Annotated in this window: 17 protein-coding genes; 8 read left to right on the top strand and 9 right to left on the bottom strand. The window is 44.1% G+C overall.

Annotated features, from left to right (window positions below; translation table 11 throughout):
- Positions 1–10: 10 nt before the first annotated feature.
- The 3 genes from R5268_RS04895 to R5268_RS04885 form a co-directional block, all read right to left on the bottom strand.
- The gene (locus R5268_RS04895; protein ID WP_247719198.1) at positions 11–2,155 is read right to left on the bottom strand and encodes a type I secretion system permease/ATPase; all 2,145 of its coding nucleotides are present in this window, start codon (positions 2,153–2,155) and stop codon (positions 11–13) included.
- A gap of 14 nt (positions 2,156–2,169) precedes the next feature.
- Positions 2,170–3,762, bottom strand: a complete 1,593-nt coding sequence (locus R5268_RS04890) for a TolC family outer membrane protein (protein WP_317418855.1) — start codon at positions 3,760–3,762, stop codon at positions 2,170–2,172.
- A gap of 63 nt (positions 3,763–3,825) precedes the next feature.
- Entirely contained in the window at positions 3,826–6,507 is a 2,682-nt protein-coding gene (locus tag R5268_RS04885) for a BapA/Bap/LapF family prefix-like domain-containing protein (RefSeq protein ID WP_218455541.1), read from the bottom strand.
- 1,757 nt (positions 6,508–8,264) lie between these two features.
- Between R5268_RS04885 and R5268_RS04880 the strand changes: the two genes are divergently transcribed.
- The 4 genes from R5268_RS04880 to rnd all read left to right on the top strand — a co-directional run bounded on the left by R5268_RS04880 (position 8,265) and on the right by rnd (position 14,296).
- Positions 8,265–10,280, top strand: coding sequence for an autotransporter domain-containing protein (locus R5268_RS04880; RefSeq protein WP_317418854.1), 2,016 nt, complete (start codon positions 8,265–8,267; stop codon positions 10,278–10,280).
- A 132-nt stretch (positions 10,281–10,412) separates the two neighbouring features.
- The gene (locus R5268_RS04875) at positions 10,413–11,003 is read left to right on the top strand and encodes a Slp family lipoprotein (RefSeq protein WP_046892180.1); all 591 of its coding nucleotides are present in this window, start codon (positions 10,413–10,415) and stop codon (positions 11,001–11,003) included.
- 304 nt (positions 11,004–11,307) lie between these two features.
- Positions 11,308–12,999 carry a long-chain-fatty-acid--CoA ligase FadD gene (gene fadD, locus R5268_RS04870; RefSeq protein WP_046892179.1) on the top strand — a complete coding sequence of 564 codons (1,692 nt, stop codon included), beginning with the start codon at positions 11,308–11,310 and terminating at the stop codon, positions 12,997–12,999.
- Between the two features lie 151 nt (positions 13,000–13,150).
- Positions 13,151–14,296: a ribonuclease D gene (rnd, locus tag R5268_RS04865; protein WP_317418853.1), complete on the top strand. Its 1,146-nt coding sequence runs from the start codon at positions 13,151–13,153 to the stop codon at positions 14,294–14,296.
- A gap of 57 nt (positions 14,297–14,353) precedes the next feature.
- On the opposite strand, the gene minE is transcribed toward rnd, so the two are convergent.
- From minE to minC, 3 genes are read right to left on the bottom strand one after another with little or no spacing between them, the layout of a single operon-like run.
- Positions 14,354–14,641, bottom strand: coding sequence for a cell division topological specificity factor MinE (gene minE / locus R5268_RS04860; protein WP_046892177.1), 288 nt, complete (start codon positions 14,639–14,641; stop codon positions 14,354–14,356).
- Between the two features lie 3 nt (positions 14,642–14,644).
- The gene (minD, locus tag R5268_RS04855) at positions 14,645–15,457 is read right to left on the bottom strand and encodes a septum site-determining protein MinD (protein ID WP_046892176.1); all 813 of its coding nucleotides are present in this window, start codon (positions 15,455–15,457) and stop codon (positions 14,645–14,647) included.
- A 22-nt stretch (positions 15,458–15,479) separates the two neighbouring features.
- Positions 15,480–16,190 carry a septum site-determining protein MinC gene (gene minC / locus R5268_RS04850; RefSeq protein ID WP_046892175.1) on the bottom strand — a complete coding sequence of 237 codons (711 nt, stop codon included), beginning with the start codon at positions 16,188–16,190 and terminating at the stop codon, positions 15,480–15,482.
- Between the two features lie 159 nt (positions 16,191–16,349).
- Between minC and R5268_RS04845 the strand changes: the two genes are divergently transcribed.
- From R5268_RS04845 to R5268_RS04830, 4 genes are read left to right on the top strand one after another with little or no spacing between them, the layout of a single operon-like run.
- The gene (locus R5268_RS04845; protein ID WP_046892174.1) at positions 16,350–16,634 is read left to right on the top strand and encodes a YcgL domain-containing protein; all 285 of its coding nucleotides are present in this window, start codon (positions 16,350–16,352) and stop codon (positions 16,632–16,634) included.
- A gap of 37 nt (positions 16,635–16,671) precedes the next feature.
- A complete protein-coding gene (locus tag R5268_RS04840) occupies positions 16,672–17,766 on the top strand; it encodes a lytic murein transglycosylase (RefSeq protein WP_317418852.1) in 1,095 nt (364 codons plus the stop codon).
- Positions 17,767–17,800: 34 nt separating this feature from the next.
- Positions 17,801–18,457 carry a fumarylacetoacetate hydrolase family protein gene (locus R5268_RS04835; RefSeq protein WP_046892172.1) on the top strand — a complete coding sequence of 219 codons (657 nt, stop codon included), beginning with the start codon at positions 17,801–17,803 and terminating at the stop codon, positions 18,455–18,457.
- Positions 18,458–18,491: 34 nt separating this feature from the next.
- Positions 18,492–18,938, top strand: a complete 447-nt coding sequence (locus R5268_RS04830; protein ID WP_024473000.1) for a YcgN family cysteine cluster protein — start codon at positions 18,492–18,494, stop codon at positions 18,936–18,938.
- A 156-nt stretch (positions 18,939–19,094) separates the two neighbouring features.
- On the opposite strand, the gene R5268_RS04825 is transcribed toward R5268_RS04830, so the two are convergent.
- The 3 genes from R5268_RS04825 to R5268_RS04815 all read right to left on the bottom strand — a co-directional run bounded on the left by R5268_RS04825 (position 19,095) and on the right by R5268_RS04815 (position 22,075).
- Positions 19,095–20,087, bottom strand: a complete 993-nt coding sequence (locus tag R5268_RS04825) for a hypothetical protein (protein ID WP_317418851.1) — start codon at positions 20,085–20,087, stop codon at positions 19,095–19,097.
- Between the two features lie 297 nt (positions 20,088–20,384).
- Positions 20,385–21,167, bottom strand: coding sequence for an ATP-grasp domain-containing protein (locus R5268_RS04820; RefSeq protein ID WP_317418850.1), 783 nt, complete (start codon positions 21,165–21,167; stop codon positions 20,385–20,387).
- Between the two features lie 137 nt (positions 21,168–21,304).
- Positions 21,305–22,075 carry a class I SAM-dependent methyltransferase gene (locus R5268_RS04815; protein ID WP_317418934.1) on the bottom strand — a complete coding sequence of 257 codons (771 nt, stop codon included), beginning with the start codon at positions 22,073–22,075 and terminating at the stop codon, positions 21,305–21,307.
- Between the last annotated feature and the right edge of the window lie 2 nt (positions 22,076–22,077).

Below are 22,077 nucleotides of genomic sequence, written 5' to 3'. Positions count from 1 at the left end.
TTGTCACCTGTTAAATCGAAGCTGCAACATCACTTTTATGTTTATCCATAAGGATTTCTCCTTGCGAGACGACTATTACACGATCAACTAATTCAAGGATTTTTCTGCGATGTGTAGCAATAATAACTGTTTTGCCACTCAGCCAGGATTTCATATTATCTGTGAATTCTTTTTCAGTAACTTCATCTAAAGCTGCTGTTGGTTCATCCAGTAAAATAATATTAGGGTTACGTAACACTAATCTTGTTAATAAAAGTGTCTGCTGTTGTCCGCCTGATAATCCGCTGCCACCTTCCTGAATAACATAATCTAAACCATCAGGAAGCTGATTAATAAAGTTAATAGCACCAGTCAGGCGGATAGCATCAATAATTTCACTATCTTCAGCAACCGGCATGCCTAATGTAATGTTTTCCCGGATAGTACCGTAAAACAAGCGCGAATTTTGTGTTAAATAACCAATGTCTCTGCGTAAGTCGGCAGGGTCAATATTGCTGATATTCAGGTGATCAAGTGTAATTTCACCATCCAGCTGGATCATCATACCCGCCAGAGCACTGAGTAAAGATGATTTGCCTGAACCGTTACGACCGAGCAGCGCAATTTTTTCACCCGGTGAGATATCCAGTTTTGTCACTTTAATCGCAATGCGCTTACTTTCCTGATTGTGAACAAAGGAAGCATCACGGACAGAATACTGACCGGTTAATGAAGGGCGATGCACCATCTTTGTATTTTCAGGATGATCAACCGGTAACTGCATAATACTGTCCAGGCCTGACATCGCGACTTTTGTTTGTTGCCAGCGGGTCAGAATACCGGCGATCTGAGAAATAGGCGCCATCATACGTGAACTCAGGATAGATGAAGCAACCAGTGCCCCCGTTGACAATTCACCATCCATAACCAGTGGTGTGCCTACCAGAACCACGCAGACAAACACGGCATTTTGTATCAGATATGACCATGATGTCAGCTTGTGCGTCAGGTGTTTCAGCTCAAGGCTATTTTCAGCCGTTGTTTTGGTGTAATGCAGCCACTGCTGCTGGAAACGGTGTTCTGCCTGTAAGAATTTAATATCATCCAGTCCCTGTACGGTTTCCACCAGCATCGCGTTGCGCAGGCTGGATTCACGCATTGCTGAGTTAGCCAGTACTGCCAGTTTTTTCTGTGCGAAAAAGCCGGGTAATACCATCAGGATCATGCCGGCCAGCGGAACGACGAAAACTATTCCGCCGAGGGAATAAATGACAGCCAGAAATAAGAAGAAGAAGGGCAGGTCAGCGATGGCAACAACGGTTGACGATGTCATCATCTCGCGGACTTGTTCTAATTCCCGCAACTGGGAAATAAATGTTCCTGTCGATTTCGGGCGGAATCCGTTTTTAATCCGTAATGAACGACCGAATACGCGGTCAGAAATCACTAAATCAGCGCGTTTGCCCAGAATATCGACAACGCTGTAACGCAGCAGCCTTAAGGTAAAATCAAAAATAAAGGCAAGTACAACACCCGAAAACAGAACCCACATGGTCGGATATGATTGCGCGGGTATGATCCGGTCATACGTCTGCATAGAATAAGTAATACCGGCCAAACCGAGTATATTGACAAACAAGGAGCCCAGAATCACAAAGTAATAAGGCTTCATATCCGCAAAGATTATTTTCCAAACCCAGTATTTTTCAGTTGGTTTTACATAATCATCAATACGCGGATCTGCAGCATTTTTCACCGGTCTTAATGTCACTATCCGTGAAGCTTTTTCTTCCAGCTCACTGCGGGACAGGACAGATATTAATCCGTCATCCTCGACATAAGAGATAACCAGATTACCGTTATTATCAATATTTTTTAATAACGCCAGCTGACCGTCATTAAATTCAATTACCTGAGGAAAGAGCCAGGTGTTAAATTTATATTTTTTGACAGCGTTAAATTTATATGATAATCCGGCTTGTTTGGTCATCATACGGATTACCGCTGTTTCCTGCATGTCTTTACTCCATAAAGACGTAATCAGGATATTTTGTTCAGATATGTTTAAGCGGTAATAGTGCGCTATCTGAATAATGGCTTTACGCCAGCTTTCATAATAATGTTGTTTTTCAGCTTGTTCATTGTCAATGACATCATCAAGAAAATCGACACTCACAGTTTAATCCTTCATTAGAATTTAGAGAAATTTTGTGCCAATGTACCTGTCTGGTATAAACATTCGACAGAAAAACTGGCAATGTTGTATTCACTGTTAATAATGTCCATTTTTGTTTGATGGATTTCTGATTCCGCACTGATTAAATCCGTAAAAGAGCGGGTTCCTAATTGTTCATATTGCATCATATATAAATCACGCGTGCGTATAGATTCGGTTGCCCGGTTTAATTTGGCCTGTAAACTCAGTTTGGCATTTTCAACCTGACTGGATGATTCAGATATTTTTAACCGTGAGTTAGTATATTCATTTTCTAAATTGTTATTGGCAGCATATAATGCCTGTTCTGCTTGCCGGACACGGGATGATATTGCGCCTCCCTGATATAACGGTGCTTTTACATTAAGATAAACACCAAATTTATCTTTATTTCGGTTGGAGTAACTATTGCTGTTCCTGTCTTCTATTTCATATTCATAGAATGGATTCAGTGAAATTGTCGGGTAATGTTCAGATTTTGCTAATTCGATTTGTTTTCTGGCAACACTTACCTGAGATTCCGCAATACGAATCATCGGAGATGAAAATGCTTCATCCATACGCATTGTGCAGGACGATTGTAATTCATCAGGAAAGCGGATAACTATTTTGTCTGAAATACTTTTGTTAACCATGTTATTCAGGGTGGCACTCCAGCGGTTATACTGGGATTTATAGTCATTCAGCTGTGATACCGAAGAGGCCAGTCTGACTTTTGATTGTGAGTAGTCTGACTCTGCACTGGCACCCAGGGCCGTTCGTTTTTTGGCGATTTCATTAATTTTAGCAAAGCCGGATAATTGCTCATCAGCAATTTCAATAAGTTGTTTGTATTTTACTACCTGCAAATAGGCATTTACCGTCTGATATGCAATGTCATTAATTTCTTTTTCCAGTTCGTATTCTGAGTAAACTGTATTTAATTCATTTAATGATACTTTTGTTTTAGTTTTTCCGAAGTCATAGATCATCTGCTCAGCGGCAACAGTAATTTTATTCGAACGATCATTTCCGTTACCATAATCGTTTTGTTCCAGTCCGGTTTTTACCCCCATATTTAATGACGGGTAATAAGCTGAATTAGCTTCTTCAATCGCTTCTTTGGCTCTTTCCACTTCGCGGCCTGAACGTTTAATTGCAGGGTGCCAGGAAATGGCCATATCCACAATTGAACGGATATCAACATTTCCGTAATTACCTGTCGGTCCGGTATTTTTTAGTGTGGGTATCTGCTGATATCCCGGCAGGGATGCCACGTCAATTTCACTATTTTGTTCAGATTCATCAGGATTTGCATTCTGATTCAAATAACGCGGACTATTTAACATGCCGGGAGACGTGTTTAATTTTGTATTTACAGAGAGATTATTATTTTCATCTGAGTTTAAATTTGAATTTGAGTCTGAATCGGACTTAGAAAAAACACCAAATACCAGTGCTGTCTTTTTTCCGTTAGCATCAAATGTTACCGGATAAAAAGTATCATTGTTACCAAAAGACTGACTATGAAATATTATTGTGACTAAAGCAGACAGATAGCGAACTTTACAAAATTTCATACGTTTCATCAGATTGAGCTGGGTTTATAATACCCTGCATATTCCTTATGCAGGGTATTATCTGATATTACATTAAGCAACCATACTCACGAGGTTAGCCTGATCATCAATCATTGGCTGATTCACAAATACTTGTGTTTCTGCCTGTGCTTCAGAAGGTACTGAAACATTTACGGTCTCTTCTTTAGGTGCAATTGCATCCAGGTTGATACCGGTATTGTTTTCAGACAGCAGTTCGTTTAATTCGAATGCCGGTTCTTTAACTTCATCAGCAGCTTTAACTTCATCAGTCACTTTGATTTCATCAGCTGCTTTACCATCACTGACTTTAGCAACTTCATCAGTGTGGGTTTCCAGAGCATCTGTGATTTCTTTCAGGAATGCCTTAATTTCATTTCCGTCACCTTCAGAGACTTTATCGCCTTTGGAGGAGCCCAGAATATCACTGATCATATCTTTAATAATTTCAATACCTTTACCCGGAATATCTTTAAGCGATTTCAGGATATCAATACCATCTTTAATGGACTCAATAATAATTGAACCCCATTTCGGAATAGCCTTGAACGGGTTAAGCGCATCAATGACAGGCTTAACGAAGGTATCGATCGGATTTTTAATAAAAGCAGTGTGTAAAATTTTGACAATTTCCTGTACAGAATCTTTCACAGTGCCAAACTGAGTTGAAACATGATCACTAATCAGTTTTGCGCCGTCTTTTATTTTCTGAACAACAAATTCGAATCCTTTGCCGGGAATTGCTTTAACTGCATCCCAGGTAGCTTTGATGCCTGCTTTAATACCGCTGATAACGATGTCTTTACCTAAACCAATTACTTTTATCGGATTAATCCAATCAGTAAATTTCATATCTTTGATTGCATCAAGAGCCGTTTTCTTCACTGCCTGATAAACATCAGAGATGCCATCTTTGAAAATTTTAAATCCGCCGGAAATGGCTTCTTTCACAGCATCAATACCAAATTTGATACCAGATTTGATAATGTTGCCGGTTTCTGAAATAAAGTCTTTTACACCTTTAAAACCTGCTTTAAAGGCTTCAACTGGTGCTTTAATTGCGGTCCAGATAGTGCTGCCGATATTAGAAATAGCATCTTTTGCACCCTGAATCATGTCTTTGATAACTTCAACAGGTTTGGATGCAAGAACTTTATCAACAAATTCTTTGAATTCGCTGTTTGCCAAATCTTTGAGTGAAGCCAGGCCATCTTTGATTGCCTCAAAAATACCTTTTGCTTCTTTAACAATGATACCTTTCTCAATCGGTTCTGAAGGCGTTACACTAACGTCTTTCAGATTATCAGTATTCGGTTTATGGCTGGCAGCAACATCCGGGCTGATTTTCTCAATCGCTTTGATTGCATCTTCACGGGCTGTCGTCAGCTCATTAAGTGCCTGCTTGGCATTGATGAGATCGTTGTTAGCCGCTTTGATTTGCGCATTGATTTCATCAACTTTATCAAGGCTGTTTGATTTAATCGCCTGTTCTTTGGCATTTTTCGCCGCTTCAACAGCAAGGTTAGCTTCTTTAACTTTGTTTTCAGCAGCTAATACTTTCTCGTTATAAGCAGTCACTTTGGCAAATGCATCATTGACGGCAGCCAGATTAGCTTCTGCAATTTCCAGGTTAGAAGTGATCGTCCCGATTTCACTTTCAACCTTACTAAGAGCAGCATCAGCCTGTGCTTTTAACGTATCTGTCGCAATTCCTTTTTCAGCTGCCGCTTTCAGGCTGATTTCCAGTCCTGCTTTAAGTTCAGCCAGTTTGCTCTGCAATGCAGTCAGTGCTTCCCGCACAGACTGTACATTTGTATCAGAAGGCTGAGTTTTAGCAGCTTCAGATGCAGCAAGAACGTCTTTCATGGTAGTGAAAGCAGTATCCAGACCACTAACATAATCCAGCAGATCTGATACTACTTTTGCAATAGTATCGGCATTCTCTGATACTGTTGTCGCATCACCCATTTCTGAAGCAATTTTTTCCAGCAGTGCTTTCGCTTCAGTGGTATTCAGTTTATTTTCTGCTGCTGCTTTGGTTAATACTTCAAAAGCAGTGACTTTCGTCTGAAGAGCAGCTAATTCTTCGGCTAACGCTGCTTTAGCATTCTGAACTTTTGCAAGATTTTCTGCCGTAGGTTCAGCTTTCAATGCTTCAACAGCGGCTTTCAGGGCATCCAGTTTAGTGACAGTCAACTCAGCTTTAGTTTTAGCGACTTGCTCGTCAAATTTTGCCTGGCTCTTATCATCCGGATTGACAGGAGTTACAGGTTTTGTGCTGCCGCCGCCGCCACCACCGCCGCCGCCGCTGTTACTGGCTGCAATCGCAATTCCGGCAACACCGGCAACAACTAAAGGAACGATCCATACTGCAGGGTTTAACCCCTGATCGGTACCTTCACCGCTGATAACCTCATCCATGCTGCTGACAGCTGAGAATTCAAGCCCGGAGAAATTATCTGAATCATAATTAGCCTGATACAGGTATTCACCATCAGCAATAACTAATTTAGTCGGCTCAGCATTTCCGCCAGCCGGGAAAAAATCTTCAAGAGTGATTTTTTCACCATTTTTTTGAAGAATGACTAAGTTATTACCTGATTTTACTGCTCCGGAAATTGAATTCGTAGGTATATTTACCTTTACGATTGCGCCGGGCTGCGGAACTTTGATGACATTAGCATTGCTGTATGTCAGTTCCTTTCCTGCTTTTGAAAAAACATCGATTTTATTCATCGTTTCTACCTAATACAGTTATTCGTTGTTTAGAGTCAATAAAAACGTATGGCGATGTGGTACCGCCGGCTCTGTTAGTGAAAATAAACAAACGACAAAATATTCAAATCATGGATTAGTAATACTACGCACGTAATTCATAATTACTACAGGAATCAACTTGATGCTGATAATTATTATGAAGTGTGAATTATTGTAAATGAAGAAATTAAATATATCCATATGGCGTTATAAGCATCAAATAAAAACCAAATAGAACACATATAATTACAGGTATTTTGCCCGCCATCGCCAGAGATACGACCCGAAACAAACCAAATAGCCGGCATTCCAAATCAGTTCGGTGAACATGGCTTGTTACTTTTCAGGTGTTTATTTTTTTTATGAGAAACGTCCTAATTATCTTGTGCTATCTTGTGTTTACTGAATATCATCAGTGCATCTATGTATATACACCTATTATAATTTCAATGTGTTATTTTAATGTGAGATGTATTTTCATCGTGTGTAATGCTATTTATCTTGTCATTTGTGAACATTTTATTTGTATATATTGGTGGGTGTGCTCATATTTTATTACGTAATAATTACTATGGTTTCCATCTTTACTTTAATTAATTGCAGCGGTGGTGGTTATCCCGAAAAAAAGGATTAGAAATGCTGGGGCAGGGCTTTTATAAATAGTGCTCACGGCTCAGTAAAATGGATGCATCCATGATAGCCGGTTGCTGAAAATATATACAGAAGAAGAGAAAGGAAAAAGAAATATTCGCTCTGCATTGTATATCTGCATTGTATAACTGACGTAATCAGGCTGAGTAAGAAGGAAAATCCATGCCGGTACAGACAGAACAGGGAATAGCAGCAGATTGATACAACAACTGTCCTGCGGGAGGATTACCGGCATCAGTCGTTGGTGCTGAATATGGATAACGGGGCAGCCATGATTTTATATTGTTTAGGATGTTATTCTGCTGTGTTTATTTTATCTGTCTGCCACATGAGAATAATCTGCATTTAATCATCACTGAATTTATGTTCCACCAAAAAATAGTTAAGTTTAATTTCATTTTCGGCATTCTTTTTTTCCGGAAGGTAAGGTTTTTCAATCATTGGATACTCATTGTGACTTGTTTTAGCCTGGTAAACTGGTTGGCAACTATGACTTTTTATTTTAAATTAATATTTACATGCTGGTTACTATCACGCATGTTACTTCTTGCTGCTATGTGTTTTTAACAGATATCACAGAAATATATATAAAGAATGCGTGTGCGTCATTTTGTAATTAATTGAATAATAATGTTATTTACAGGTCTCCAGGATGTTAACTTCAAACAAAAGAAAAAATCATGTTCAACCCGAACTCCCTCTGTAGGTATATTAACTCATATTTTATTCTTATGAGGATAATCTAAAATCAGTGACACCATTATTACATCTGAGCAGAAAACAATCATCAGACTATATCTCTGACATTCAATATTGCGACATGGCAATAATAAACAGATGGTTATGCACCATTCTGATGATTTTTATTATTCCTGTGAGATTAGTAGTGTGTTTTTAAACTATCTATTATTAAATCATCCGTTTACCTGCATCTTTTGCAACAAATAACTCATCAGGAAGCTGATAAAACACAATAGCAAGTTTACATTTTCATTACAAATAAATGTGCAAAATAATATCAGTATTACCCTTTTTCTGTACTGCCCGTTTTTTTTAAAGTCACATCATTTACTACAAGGATTATCATGAAAGGAAATTTAGCTTATTCAGCAACACTTGTTTTTTTATTATCCGGCTTCAACGCGTTTGCTTTTGACTCCTTTATCGTCATCGGTGACAGTATGAGTGACGGAGGGAACAGAGGTAATGACAGCAGATACCTGGCTGGCTCTCACAGTAAATTATACAATGAAATATTGTCTGAATATTATCTGAATAAACCATTCATACCCTCTAATTTTGGCGGCGATAATTATGCTGAAGGCGGTGCCACAGCAGATAAATTATCTCCGGCATCTATTCGCACCAGTGAACAGCAGATCGATTTCTATCTGAGCAGAAACAACGGACGTGCGGACAAAAATGGCCTGTATGTTGTATGGATTGGCGCCAATGATATTTCGTATAATATTGTTAACAGCGTTAAAAAATTAGATTTTCATGGTTTACTGCATAAAGGTGAGGATTATTTAATTTCACCATCGCCGGACCTTGCTGTTGCCAGTGTCAAAAAATTATTAGATGCAGGGGCAGGGTATGTTATTGCACCTAACATTCCAAAAGCCGGTTTATCTCCGTGGACATCAGTTTCGCTGTTCAGCTTTGCTGAGGATGCTTTGGGTGACAAATTCAACGCTCAAAAATTCTACAAACAAATGAATGATGAACTAAAAAACAAAGGTGAAATCAGCAGTGAAAAACAACGCAGAGAATATATTGTTGATGCCTTTAAAGCCGTATTAGACAAAAACGGATTACCAATTCCGCGTTCTGTTGTTAATGTGTATCAGCAGCTGGTAACCGATGTTGAAAACAGAATTACCGGACAATTTAACCATAGTATGGAAAAAGGATTGTCCAAATTACATGGTAATATTATATGGGCTGATGTTGAAACACTATTTGACGAGATTATTCTGTCAGGAAAAGAATATGGCTTTGATGATGTTCTGGTTCCTGTGTGTCAAATCGGTATCCGTTCTTTTCATTGTAAGGAAGGTGCAGAGACTTATCATGATGATAAGGTATATTTATTCTCTGACTGGTTTCACCCCAGCCCTGAAGGTCATGCGCTTATCGCACAATATATCGCCTCTATTGTCGATGCCCCTTATTTTGCAACTTCCTTATCGAAATCATTAGAGAATCTCAACGCCACTCACCAATCGTTCCTGGATGGACAGTTACAAAATTTACGTAATAACCCCGGAAATAATAAACTTAATGTGTTTGGCGGGTTCAGCGGAAGCGCTAAATCAGCACAGGGAAACAGGATGGATCTGAGTGGCCGGGAAACCGCTAATGATCTTAACGTTGGCCTTTCCGTTCAGGAATCACCTGCACTTGCTTATGGCGGAATGATAAGTGCATCAGACGGCGATTATAAAGTAAATGACCAGTACCGGTATGATTCCCGCGGTATGGTTGCATCGCTGTTTATACAATCCTCTGCGGATAATGGTTTATGGGGTAATATGAGTGCCCGTTTTGGCAGCCTGAGTCTGGATAATATCAAACGTGATATACAGTTAGGTAAAGCAACACGGACAGAAAACGGAAAAACAAACGCTACAGGATTTGGTGTGTCACTCAATGCGGGTTATAACTACAAACTGACGGATAATATCACCACCGGTCCTGTTATTGGTTATCAATACGATAAATACAAAGTTGACGGTTTCCGCGAAAACTCAGGCAGCAGTACCGCAATGCACTTCAGCTCTCAGAAACAGGAACGGCATGTGGTAAGCGGAGGATGGAATATCAGTACTCATTCCCTGCCGGTGAACCCTTATTTTGAAATAAAGTATCACCATCATTTACAGGATGACGCGATGAGTGTCAGCGGAGCGCTTAACGGCACAGAAACATCATTTACCCGTACAGGCAAAAAACCGGAAAAAAACCGGACTTCTGTAAAATTAGGTGCTACTGCAGCATTGACCGATGACCTGAATGTATTCGGGACAATTAATTACAACCATGAAGGTAATAACAATAACGCCATCAATTACACGTTTGGTGCCAACTATTCTTTCTGAGTGTGATAAATCTTATTGTATTCATGGTGATCATCCTGTGGTCACCACACCAAAAAATAGCCTGCATTAATTGTTGAACCGGCAATCATCAGTCATAATTGACGGATACTATCCGTCACAGGAGCTCACATCATGATGAATCGCTTACGGAGCAGTCTGAAATATGGTGTTGTGATTATATCACTGGCGCTGACCGGCTGCGCCACAGTCCCGGAGTCTATTAAAGGCAGCGGTACCACAATGCTGACCGATTTTCAGGCTGTTCAGAAAGCACCACAGGCCTATAAAGGAATGGAGGCACGTTTCGGCGGCCGCGTACTCAGCGTGCAGAATCAGCCGGATATGACACAGCTGGAAATCGCGGTTATGCCGCTGAACAGCACCGGTGCGCCATTCCTCGGTTCAACCATCACCGGGCGGATATATGCCCGGATCAACAGCTTTATGGAGCCGGATAACTTCCGTGATCAGTATGTCACGGTGGTCGGGCTGATGAACGGCACGAAAACCGGTAAAATCGGCGACGTTCCGTACACATTCCCGGTTATTGATGTCACCGGTTTCCAGCGCTGGCACCAGGCCCGGCAGGTGATTATGCCGCCGCCGGTGTACGGGCCGGATCCGTGGCGCTGGCATAACGGTTACTACGGCGGTGGTTACTATGGCGGCGGCTGGTACTATCCGCCGGGACCGGCAGTGGTGCAGGATTATTTAGTCCCTTAATCGCGCAGATTTGCGGGTATGGTAACCTTAAAGTTCAGCATAAAGGCGGATTTGAGTGTATAATCCCGCCGGTAGCGATAAGCCTGAATGATTATTTTCAGCGCGTTACAACTAATAAATTAAGAGGCGGCATTTGCCGCCTCGATTGTTATCTGGCTTTATAAAACAAATTAGTGATGTGACTCTCAACCTGAAACAGAAAAATTACCGGAAAACACCGTTTTATGTAAATACTTTATTTATGTAAATTATTTGTTAACACCAGCGAGTTATGAGATGAGCAGTAATAATCAGGAGTAAAACCTTGGAAAGAGTCTGGCTTAAACACTATCCGGAAGATGTCCCAGCAGATATCAATCCTGACACCTATGCCTCGATGGCAGAGATGCTGGAGAATGCGGTATCGCGCTTTGCGGACCAGCCCGCCTTTATCAATATGGGCGAGGTGATGACCTACCGGAAACTGGAAGAGCGAAGCCGTGCATTTGCCGCTTACCTGCAAAACGGACTGGGGCTGAAAAAAGGGGATCGCATCGCGCTGATGATGCCGAACTTACTGCAATATCCGATAGCGCTGTTCGGTATTCTGCGGGCAGGGATGGTAGTGGTAAATGTCAACCCCCTCTATACACCAAGAGAGTTAGAACATCAGTTAAATGACAGCGGCTGTGCCGCGATTGTGATTGTCTCCAATTTTGCACACACCCTCGAAAAAATTGTTTATAACACCACGGTCCGCCATGTGATCCTGACCCGTATGGGGGATCAGCTTTCACGCCCGAAAGCCACGCTGGTGGACTTTGTTGTCAAATATATCAAACGGCTGGTGCCGAAATATAACCTGCCGGATGCTATCTCGTTCCGCCGCGCTATCCATCAGGGCTACCGTATGCAGTATGTGAAGCCGGAAATCCACCGTGAAGACCTGGCATTTCTGCAATACACCGGTGGTACCACCGGTGTGGCCAAAGGCGCGATGCTGACTCACCGCAATATGCTGGCCAATCTCGAGCAGGCGCGCGCGGCGTATATTCCGGAACTGAAAGTCGGCAAAGAACTGGTTGTCACAGCACTGCCGCTTTATCATGTATTTGCACTGACCGTGAACTGTCTGCTGTTTATTGAAATCGGCGGCCGTAACCTGCTTATCACTAATCCGCGGGATGTCAGCGGGACGATCAAAGAGCTGGCTAAATATCCGTTTACGGCGATCACCGGGGTCAACACGCTGTTTAATGCCTGGGTCAATAATCCGGAGTTTCACAAACTTGATTTTTCCACACTGAACCTCTCTGTCGGCGGCGGTATGCCGGTGCAGAAAGCGGTGGCGGAAAACTGGGAAAAGCTGACCGGTAAACATCTGCTGGAAGGCTACGGGCTGACAGAGTGCTCTCCGCTGGTGGCCGGTAACCCGCATAATCTGAAGAGTTACAGCGGCAGTATCGGTTTCCCGGTGCCGTCCACGGAAATCCGCCTGCTGGATGATGACGGTACGGATGTGCACGAAGGGCAGCCGGGGGAAATGTGGGTCCGGGGGCCTCAGGTCATGAAAGGGTACTGGAACCGTCCGGATGCCACCGCCGAAGTGCTGAAAGATGGCTGGGTTGCTACCGGGGATATCGCACAGTTTGATGAAAATGGTTTTCTGCATATTGTTGATCGCAAAAAAGATATGATTCTGGTTTCCGGTTTCAATGTCTACCCGAACGAAGTTGAAGATGCGGCCATGCTGCATCCGGCTGTGCTGGAGTGTGCCGCTATCGGCGTGGAGAGTGAAAGCTCCGGTGAAGCCGTGAAGATTTTTGTTGTCCGCAAAGATAAATCACTGACAGAAGATGATCTGCGCCTGCACTGCCGTCGCTATCTGACCGGCTATAAAGTCCCGAAAATCATTGAATTTCGTGATGAATTACCGAAATCCAATGTGGGCAAAATTCTGCGTCGCGAGCTTCGTGATGAGGAAAAGCACAAAACGGATGTTCAGCCGGTTGCATGACACGGCATCAGACCGCAGAATAACGACGCCGGTATTTACCGGCGTCGTTATGATCAGTCTTGTTGTGACTATTGATTGAATTATCCTGATCTGATGAATTATTCTGTATCACATCACTTAACCATGTCGTTAAAGACTAAGAGAAGTCGTTTTGAATTATCAGTTGATTACCAGCGATACACACCTGGCTGCCTATTGTGCGCAGGTTACAGGCAAACCTTATCTTGCTCTGGACACTGAGTTTGTCCGGATCCGGACCTATTATCCGCATCTCGGTCTGGTTCAGCTTTATGACGGGGAGCATCTCGCGCTGGTCGATCCGCTGGGGATCACGGACTGGACGCCGCTGAAAACATTACTGACTGCGCCGGAGATGATCAAATATCTCCATGCCGGCAGTGAGGACATCGAAGTCTTTTTTAACAGTATGGCGTGTGTACCGCAACCGCTGGTGGATACCCAGGTACTGGCTGCATTTACCGGTCATCCGCTTTCCTGCGGATTTGCCACGCTGGTGGAAACCTATCTCGGTGTCAGCCTGGATAAAAGTGAGTCCCGGACTGACTGGCTGGCACGTCCGCTGACAGAAAAACAGTGTGAATATGCCGCCGCAGATGTATTTTACCTGCTGCCGCTGGCTGAAAAACTGACAGAAAAAGTCCGTGCAGCCGGTTATCTGGCATCAGCAGAAGAAGAGTGTGCGATGATGGCGCAGCGCCGTATTGCACAGACTGACCCGGCGGAAGCCTACCGTGATTTCAGCGGTGCCGCGCAACTGCGTCCTCAGCAGCTGGCCTGTTTACAGAAACTGGCACAATGGCGGCTGGAACAGGCGCGTCAGCGCGATATGGCGGTAAACTTTGTGGTGCGTGAAGAGCATCTCTGGAAAGTGGCGCGCTACATGCCGACCTCGCTGGGTGAGCTGGACGGACTGGGCCTGACCGGACAGGAAATCCGCTGTCACGGCAGACGCCTGCTGGCATTAACGGAAGAGAGCCGTGCTCTGGATGAAGCAGATTATCCGGCACCGGTAGAAAACGTGTCCGATCATCCGTTATACCGCAAAACCTTTAAGGCGATTAAAGCGCGTATCAACGTGCTGAGTGATGCGGAACAATTCAGCCCGGAACTGCTGGCATCACGCCGTCAGATCAACCAGTATCTGAATAAAATGTGGGGATTCAGAACCTCATCCGAAGTACCGGAGCTGCTGAGCGGCTGGCGTAAACCGTTGCTGGAAAGCGTACTGGCAGATGTGGTTGCCGCTGTTGAGGCAGGGGCCGCCTGCGGGGAATAGACAGCAAAAAACACGGCGGGAGATACCCGCCGTGTTATCAGTCACAGTAACGATTCTTTATTTTACCGTCTCGTCTTTTTTCGTGCCTTCTTCGCCCTCAGGCAACGTGACGTTCAGTTCCAGAACAGAAATATCATCGCCTTTCTGCTCAAACTGGACAGACAGCATCTCCGGATCGACCTGAACATACTTGCAGATAACTGCCAGTAAGTCGCGTTTCAGATCCGGAAGGTAATTCGGTTCAGATTCACCGCGGCGACGCTCTGCAACAATGATTTGCAAACGTTCTTTTGCAATATTAGCTGTCGGTTTTTTTCTCGACAGGAAGAAGTCTAACAGCGCCATGGTTTACCCCCCGAATAAGCGTTTTAAGAAACCTTTTTTCTCTTCCTCAATGAAACGGAAAGGACGATCTTCACCCAGAATACGGGCAACGGTATCGTCATACGCCTTACCGGCGTCAGACTCCTGATCCAGAATAACCGGCTCACCCTGGTTGGATGAACGCAGGACAGACTGATCTTCCGGAATCACACCGATGAGCGGAATGCACAGGATCTCCAGCACATCTTCCATACTCAGCATATCACCACGGCTGACACGGCCCGGATTATAACGGGTAAGCAGCAGATGCTCTTTAATCGGCTCCTGTCCCTGTTCTGCACGACGGGATTTGGATGACAGAATTCCGAGAATACGGTCAGAGTCGCGGACAGATGAAACTTCAGGGTTGGTGGTAATGATTGCCTCATCAGCAAAATAGAGCGCCATCAGTGCGCCGCTCTCAATACCTGCCGGTGAGTCACAGAGGATGAAATCAAAATTCATCTCACCTAACTCATTCAGTACTTTTTCCACGCCTTCACGGGTCAGAGCATCTTTATCACGGGTCTGCGACGCAGGCAGGATAAATAAATTCTCAGTCCGCTTATCTTTGATAAGCGCCTGATTCAGTGTGGCATCGCCCTGAATAACGTTCACGAAGTCATACACGACGCGACGCTCACACCCCATGATTAAGTCAAGGTTACGCAGACCGATATCGAAATCGATCACAACGGTTTTCTTTCCTTTCTGGGCAAGGCCGGTCGCTATGGCCGCGCTGGAAGTGGTTTTGCCTACGCCACCTTTACCTGAAGTAACAACTAAAATGCGTGCCATGGAATTATTCCTTGTTAAAGGTCTATATTAGATTGTTGATAGTGAGTTCATTATTAACCAGACTGAGTTTGGCCGCTTTCCCGGCAAATTCGCCCGGGATTTGATCACTCAGCCAATATTGTCCGGCGATAGAAACCAGTTCCGCATGCAGATGGGTACAGAAAACCTGACTTTCTGTATCGCCTGCCGCGCCGGCTAATACGCGTCCGCGCATCAGCCCGTAAATATGAATATTACCGTCTGCAATGAGTTCTGCGCCCGCACTGACATTGGCAGTCACAATAAGATCACTGTTCGGGGCATAAATACGCTGACCGGAGCGGACGGGTACATTAATCAGCCGGGTCTTCCGGCAGGCGGAATCTGCGGCGGCAGGGGATGACACTGCCGGGGTTTCAGGTTCCGGTATTTCCGGTTCAGCAACACGGGCACTCTTACCCTCATTGAGCAGGGGGAACCCGCTGCGGGTTGCTGCTTTACGCATTTTCTCATTCTGACAACCGCTGATCCCGACAATCCGCAAACCGGCGTCGGTAACGGCACGGCAGATAATTTTCAGGTTCGTGCCGGATGAAATCTGACTGACATTCAGCACCACAGGGGCATTTTGGAAAAAAGCCGGCGCCTGGCTGACTTTTTCGCGCACAGCCTGTTCAATAATCTGAGGATCTTCATTATTCAGATGAAGAACCGAAAGTGTGAAGTTACTGCCTTTAAGGTCAATTGGCGACATCTGTCCGACTCAGTATAATTAGCGGCCCGGTATTCAGCCATATATAAATTGCATTGCAGTAACGCAATGCCGGGTAACGATATTATCAAAAACAATAGCATGTTATAGTTAGTGCCATTTACTGGCAAGTCACGATTTGATTTAAACGGGATAATTCCAATGTTGTGTGCAATTTACAGAAGTCCGAACCGCGATCAAACTTATCTTTTCATCGAAAAGAAAGATGATTTTTCCCGTGTACCGGAAGAGTTGCTGAAAAGTTTCGGCAAGCCTGCCTTCAGTATGCTGATCAACCTTGCAAACCGCGATAAACTGGCCAATGCGGATATTGAAAAAGTGAAGCAGGAACTGATCGCCGCCGGTTATTATCTGCAGTTCCCGCCACCGGTGGAAGATCTGCTGTCAGAATACCGGGACACACTGAATATTCAGGATAAATCCTAATAAAAATCCCTGCGGAATAAACAGAAAGGATATCGCTATGCGCCTGACATTATTAAGCGCCGTGATTATTACGGCATCGCTGACGGCATGCAGTGCATCTCAGGACCCGGTATCACCGGCAAAATTACTCACCGCAGAGCCTGCCGCGCAGCAGGCGACGGCGGCGCGTCTGTCCGTGGCGGATTTACAGCGGGAATTTCCGGCTGACTCACGGACAGCAGAACAATTCCCGGCGTATGCTGAACAGCTGAAAGCGATGGCTCGTCAGGAAGGTATTAAAGAATCCACACTGACCCGTGCTTTTGAGAATTTTCATTTTATCGAACGTGTTATAACGTCTGATAAAAACCAGCCGGAGAAAAAAGTCACGCTGGATGATTATCTGTCCCGCCGTGTCACCCGCGGCGCTGTCAGCGCGGCAGTAAAACAGCATGATGCTAATGCAGCGCTGTTATCCGGTATCAGTCAGCGTTACGGCGTACCACAGGAATATATTGTTTCCCTGTGGGGGCTGGAAAGCGGTTTCGGCCGTTATCAGGGCAAAGAGGATGTGATTTCGGCTCTGGCAACCCTGGCGTTTGAAGGCCGCCGTGAAGAGATGTTTGTTAAGCAGTTTATCGCGGCATTACAGATTATCGACCAGGGGCATATTCCGGCGGATCAGCAGCTGAAAGGCTCCTGGGCCGGCGCCATGGGGCAGAACCAGTTTATGCCGTCCAGCTATCTGACTTACGCGGTGGATGGTGACGGCGACGGTATGGTCGATATCTGGAATAACAAAGCGGATGTATTTGCCTCCACCGCCAATTATCTGGCTACAGAAGGCTGGGTAAAAGGGCTGCCGTGGGGATATGAAGTGTCTGTTCCTGCCGGGTTTGACCGCAGCATTGAAGGTACAAAGAAAAACCAGAGCAAAACACTGGCGCAATGGAAAGCACTGGGGGTAACACTCCCGGCACAGGCAAATCTGCCGGAAACTACCCCGATGTGGTTAGTTGTACCGGAAGATAAGCAGGAACGGGTGTATCTGGTCACGCAAAACTTTATTACCATCATGCACTGGAACCGCTCATATTTCTTCGCACTCAGCGTCTCGCTGATGGCGGATAATGTCGGCGCGGAAATCCGCTGATGTCATCAGAATAATAAATTAAAGGGGTAAGACTATGTATCAGCATCGTGACTGGCAGGGGGCTCTCCTGGACTTCCCGGTCGGGAAAGTGGTATGTGTGGGGCTGAATTATGCAAAGCATGTTGCGGAGATGAAATCACAGGCATCCGCGGAACCCCTTCTTTTTATTAAACCTGAAACGGCACTGTGCGACCTGCGTCAGCCGGTCGCCATCCCGAAAGAGTTCGGCGAAGTGCATCATGAAACTGAACTGGCGGTGCTGATCGGTGCGCCGCTGAAACAGGCTAATGAAGATCGCTGCGCCCGTGCTATTGCCGGGTTTGGTGTTGCGCTGGATTTAACGCTGCGTGATGTGCAGATGAAATTAAAAGCAGCAGGGCAGCCGTGGGAAAAAAGTAAGGCATTCGACGGCTCTGCGCCGGTATCCGGGTTTATTCCGGTCAATGAATTCCCTGATCCGCAGAATGTCACCCTGAGCCTGACTATTAATAATGAGTTACGCCAGCAGGGGAATACCCGCGAAATGCTGACACCGGTGATACCGCTGATAAGTTATATGTCCCGCTATTTCACGCTGCGTCCGGGGGATATTATCCTGACCGGCACACCGGACGGTGTCGGACCACTGGTATCGGGCGATATGCTGAAAATCTCGGTAAATGATCACACGCTGACCACGCGGATTATCTGAAACGGTCAGCCACGAAGTTAAAGGAAAAAAGAATATGTCTCAACCATTCTGGACGGTGAAAACCCTCGATGAAATGAGTGACGAAGAGTGGGAATCACTGTGTGATGGCTGCGGACAATGCTGTTTGCAGAAACTGATGGACGCAGACACCGATGAAATCTATTTCACCGACGTGGCCTGCAACCAGCTCGATATTAAAAGCTGTCAGTGCCGTCATTATGAAGATCGTTTCCGTTATGAGCCGGACTGTATCAAACTGACGCGGGAAAACCTGCCGACATTTGACGCCTGGCTGCCGATGACCTGCGCTTACCGCCTGGTCATGGAAGGCAAACCGTTATTACCCTGGCACCCGTTAATCAGCGGCTCCAAATCCCTGATGCACCAGAAAGGAATTACCGTCCGCCATATAGCCGTCACAGAAAGTGTGGTGCAGAACTGGGAAGACCATATTCTGAATAAGCCCGAAGGTGGGTTTTAACGAATTGTTTATCATGCGGAGCATGGATGGGGCACTTTGCGCTGATGTGTTCCATCTGTTCCGCAATAATATGTAGCTAATAGTAGAGAAGGGCATAAGTTTAAGTCACATACACACAATATCATTACTAAGTAATAAATATTGCGTGTAAGGAAATTAAGCAATGTAATTAATTTTATCTGCATAACGCTGATATATTTCATGCATATTTAGATCAAGTTCAGAATTATTGTCCATTAGATTTATGAGCTTTTGTGGATTGGTCAGAGCTAGTACAGCGAAACACATACCATGTGCAGTCCAAATTGGAGGTGAAGTATTAAATAATGAAGCAATGTCTTTTTCTAATTCAGGGAGGTAATTAACACATGCTTTTATTTTTTCTTCGAATGGTTTAACAAGAGTGTCATAGTTTTTAATGTCAGCCAAGAGTTCAGTTAGGTTATCTTTAATCACGTCTCTGTCTGGGAAGTAATTATTTATAAGGGAAAGCAATGTGTCTGAATTTAGTTCTAAATTAGAGTAATTCTCATCACTAGATGAAATATTATTAATATAGTCTAGTTTCATTTCTTTAATTCTTGAGAATTGTTCATCAGCTAGTTCAATGAGTGCACTCAATTGGCTAAATGTTCTTCGCATATGTCGTGGTGCATCTGACTCATGTTTGTAGAGTACTGTATGGCTAATTGCAGCCCATGTATGCATTAACATTGTTCTAATTTGGATTTCAAATTTTAATCCCTCAAGAGTATTGTACATGGGAATATTTAGCCAATCATCTTTAAATTTAACAATAAAATGGTTAGACGAATAACCAAATTTATCGACATCAGTTTCCTGTTTTTTATCTGATGATGATAATACGGTGAAATTTTCGCTGAGTAATTTTTCCAAATTTTCTAAATCGGACTCATAATAACAAATTATTCTTAATCCACACAAGTCTTCAATATCACTAAGAACTTTATAGCCTGACTTTCTTTGTAATTTTTCTTTAAATGAACCTTCATCTTTTAGTCTTGATTCTATTGAAAATATTTCAATGTCAGTGTTTCTCAGTAAGGATGTTATGGTATGTCTTGCCTGTATTAATAGACTTTCATATAAATGCTTGCTATTTTTGTAATCTTCTGTTAAGTCGCTCATGTGGTTAACTCGGCTATTTATTTCCCCATATTTTAACTGAAATTAATTTAATTTAAAGATAATTATTTTTCCAGGTGTTTAAGTTGAATGTTTGTGTTTTTTATAAAATAATAATTTTTAACTACCAAAGTACCACACAAAATACCAACTAGAAGTCTAAACCTCTAAATGTTTAGTACTATTATGAAGCTCCGATAAACTGAGTTATTTAAGGATGTACACTCGATAACGGCAGGAAATTTGAGAAAAATAGTATAGCGCTGCTATTTATGAATCTGGAAAACGGAAAACATAATCTCAGTCAGCACCAGAAAACAGGGCAACAAATTTTTCAGTACTCCACTCCTTAATATCGGATACCTGTCCATCGCCGATTTCTATCAGACGTAATTCTCCGGCTATATTTTCCGTGATATCCACAGAAAAGAAAGGCGTGGTAATGATATCTGCAATTTCCAGGACAACAGGCGGGATATTATCGTCAGCAGAGAAAACCTGACCATTCAGCACAAAATAACGGCGTTCGCTGTCAGTGTTATAATATTCACAGTGCCTGAGGCTGATACCTCCTTCAATTTGTCCCCGGTAACGAAGAATCAGCCGGATAATTTCGCGGATCTCATCAGCATTTGCAGCAAGTGACCCGCGTGATGTGGTCAGCGATTTAACATAGTCTTTGACAAAATACCCCGGCCACTTTAATTGTGCAGTCAGGGCATCGAAATCAGCATCCTCAGAGGTGAAGATTGTTTCTGCTGTATAATAACGGCAAGTATCATACCAGCCGGTAATATGATGATTTCGCAAATATTCTTCCGGAGATGTCAGCATATTACCGCCACGGGTCGTAACGGCATGATGTAATTGCCGGTATTCTTCTCCGGTCTGCATCCAGCCGCGCCAGATTACCGGGCTTTCAACTGACATGTTACCGGAAAAACGGTATTTACCATCAGACAGTGCTTCCTGGTCAAGTAACAGACAGGAAATTCCCTGTTGCTGTGCACAGCGATATTCCTCTGCAAAGGTATCATCCGGCTGATAGTTGCCGGTGTAGTATCCCGGATAAATAATTTGCATATCATTCCTCTGAATATAAAACTCAGTAACAGGACAGAATTTTTCATTACGTCAGCAATTCTTTTCCCCTGAAACAGATAAAAATGCACCGGATAATCGATATCCGGTGCATTTTTCACGACATTATTCACTGCTTATTATTTTGTACTGACAACCGCAATATACCGCAGTCTGTCGCGGTTCTGCCGGAAATGGCGGAACATCTGTAAAAACTGCGGGCGGTTCTCTTTTTTCAGGGCGTTACGGATAATTTTCAGGGTGCCGGAAAGACCCTCATCGTGCAGCATGCCTTTGGGGGTCATCAGTGTCATCGCGCCTTCAGAACGGATCACATCACGGAAACCGGCATTGAGGAACAGCGCCAGCCAGTCATCACTCAGCATCGGTTGTGCTTTGACATGAATGGCAGCCTGCATATCCTGTGTGACACACTCATCCTCCCGGCGTTCTGTCAGCGCAATATCGTGGGTCAGCAGTCGTCCGCCGGGTTTCAGCACCCGCAGATATTCCTGTAACAGACGGGCTTTGGCTTTATCCGCATACATGGTCAGCATGGCTTCATTGATCACCACATCAAAATGATTATCCGGGAACGGCAGCTTTGAGGCATCCGCTTCCTGTACTGTAACGAGATGGGATAAACCGTTAGCGAGGATATTTTTCCGCGCATTGGCAAGTGCCTGTTTATCCATATCAATACCGGTAATATGACACTGAAAACGCTGTGCGATTTCAATCGCGGTGGTACCCATATTACAGGCGATCTCCAGGACACGGCTGTCCGCCTGCAATCCGCTGTGTGTCAGCAGCCATTCGGTGGCAGTACGGCCTCCCGGACGCAGACGTTTTTTACCCAGACGTGCCAGAAATTTGTGTCCGGCTTCATGGCCGGTATGTGTGCTTTCCATCA

The organism is Morganella sp. BCCO 40_0007 (assembly GCF_032989665.1).
GTDB lineage: Bacteria > Pseudomonadota > Gammaproteobacteria > Enterobacterales > Enterobacteriaceae > Morganella > Morganella sibonii.
Note: the sequence above shows the minus strand (reverse complement) of the source record. Positions and strands in the feature narration are given on the sequence as shown.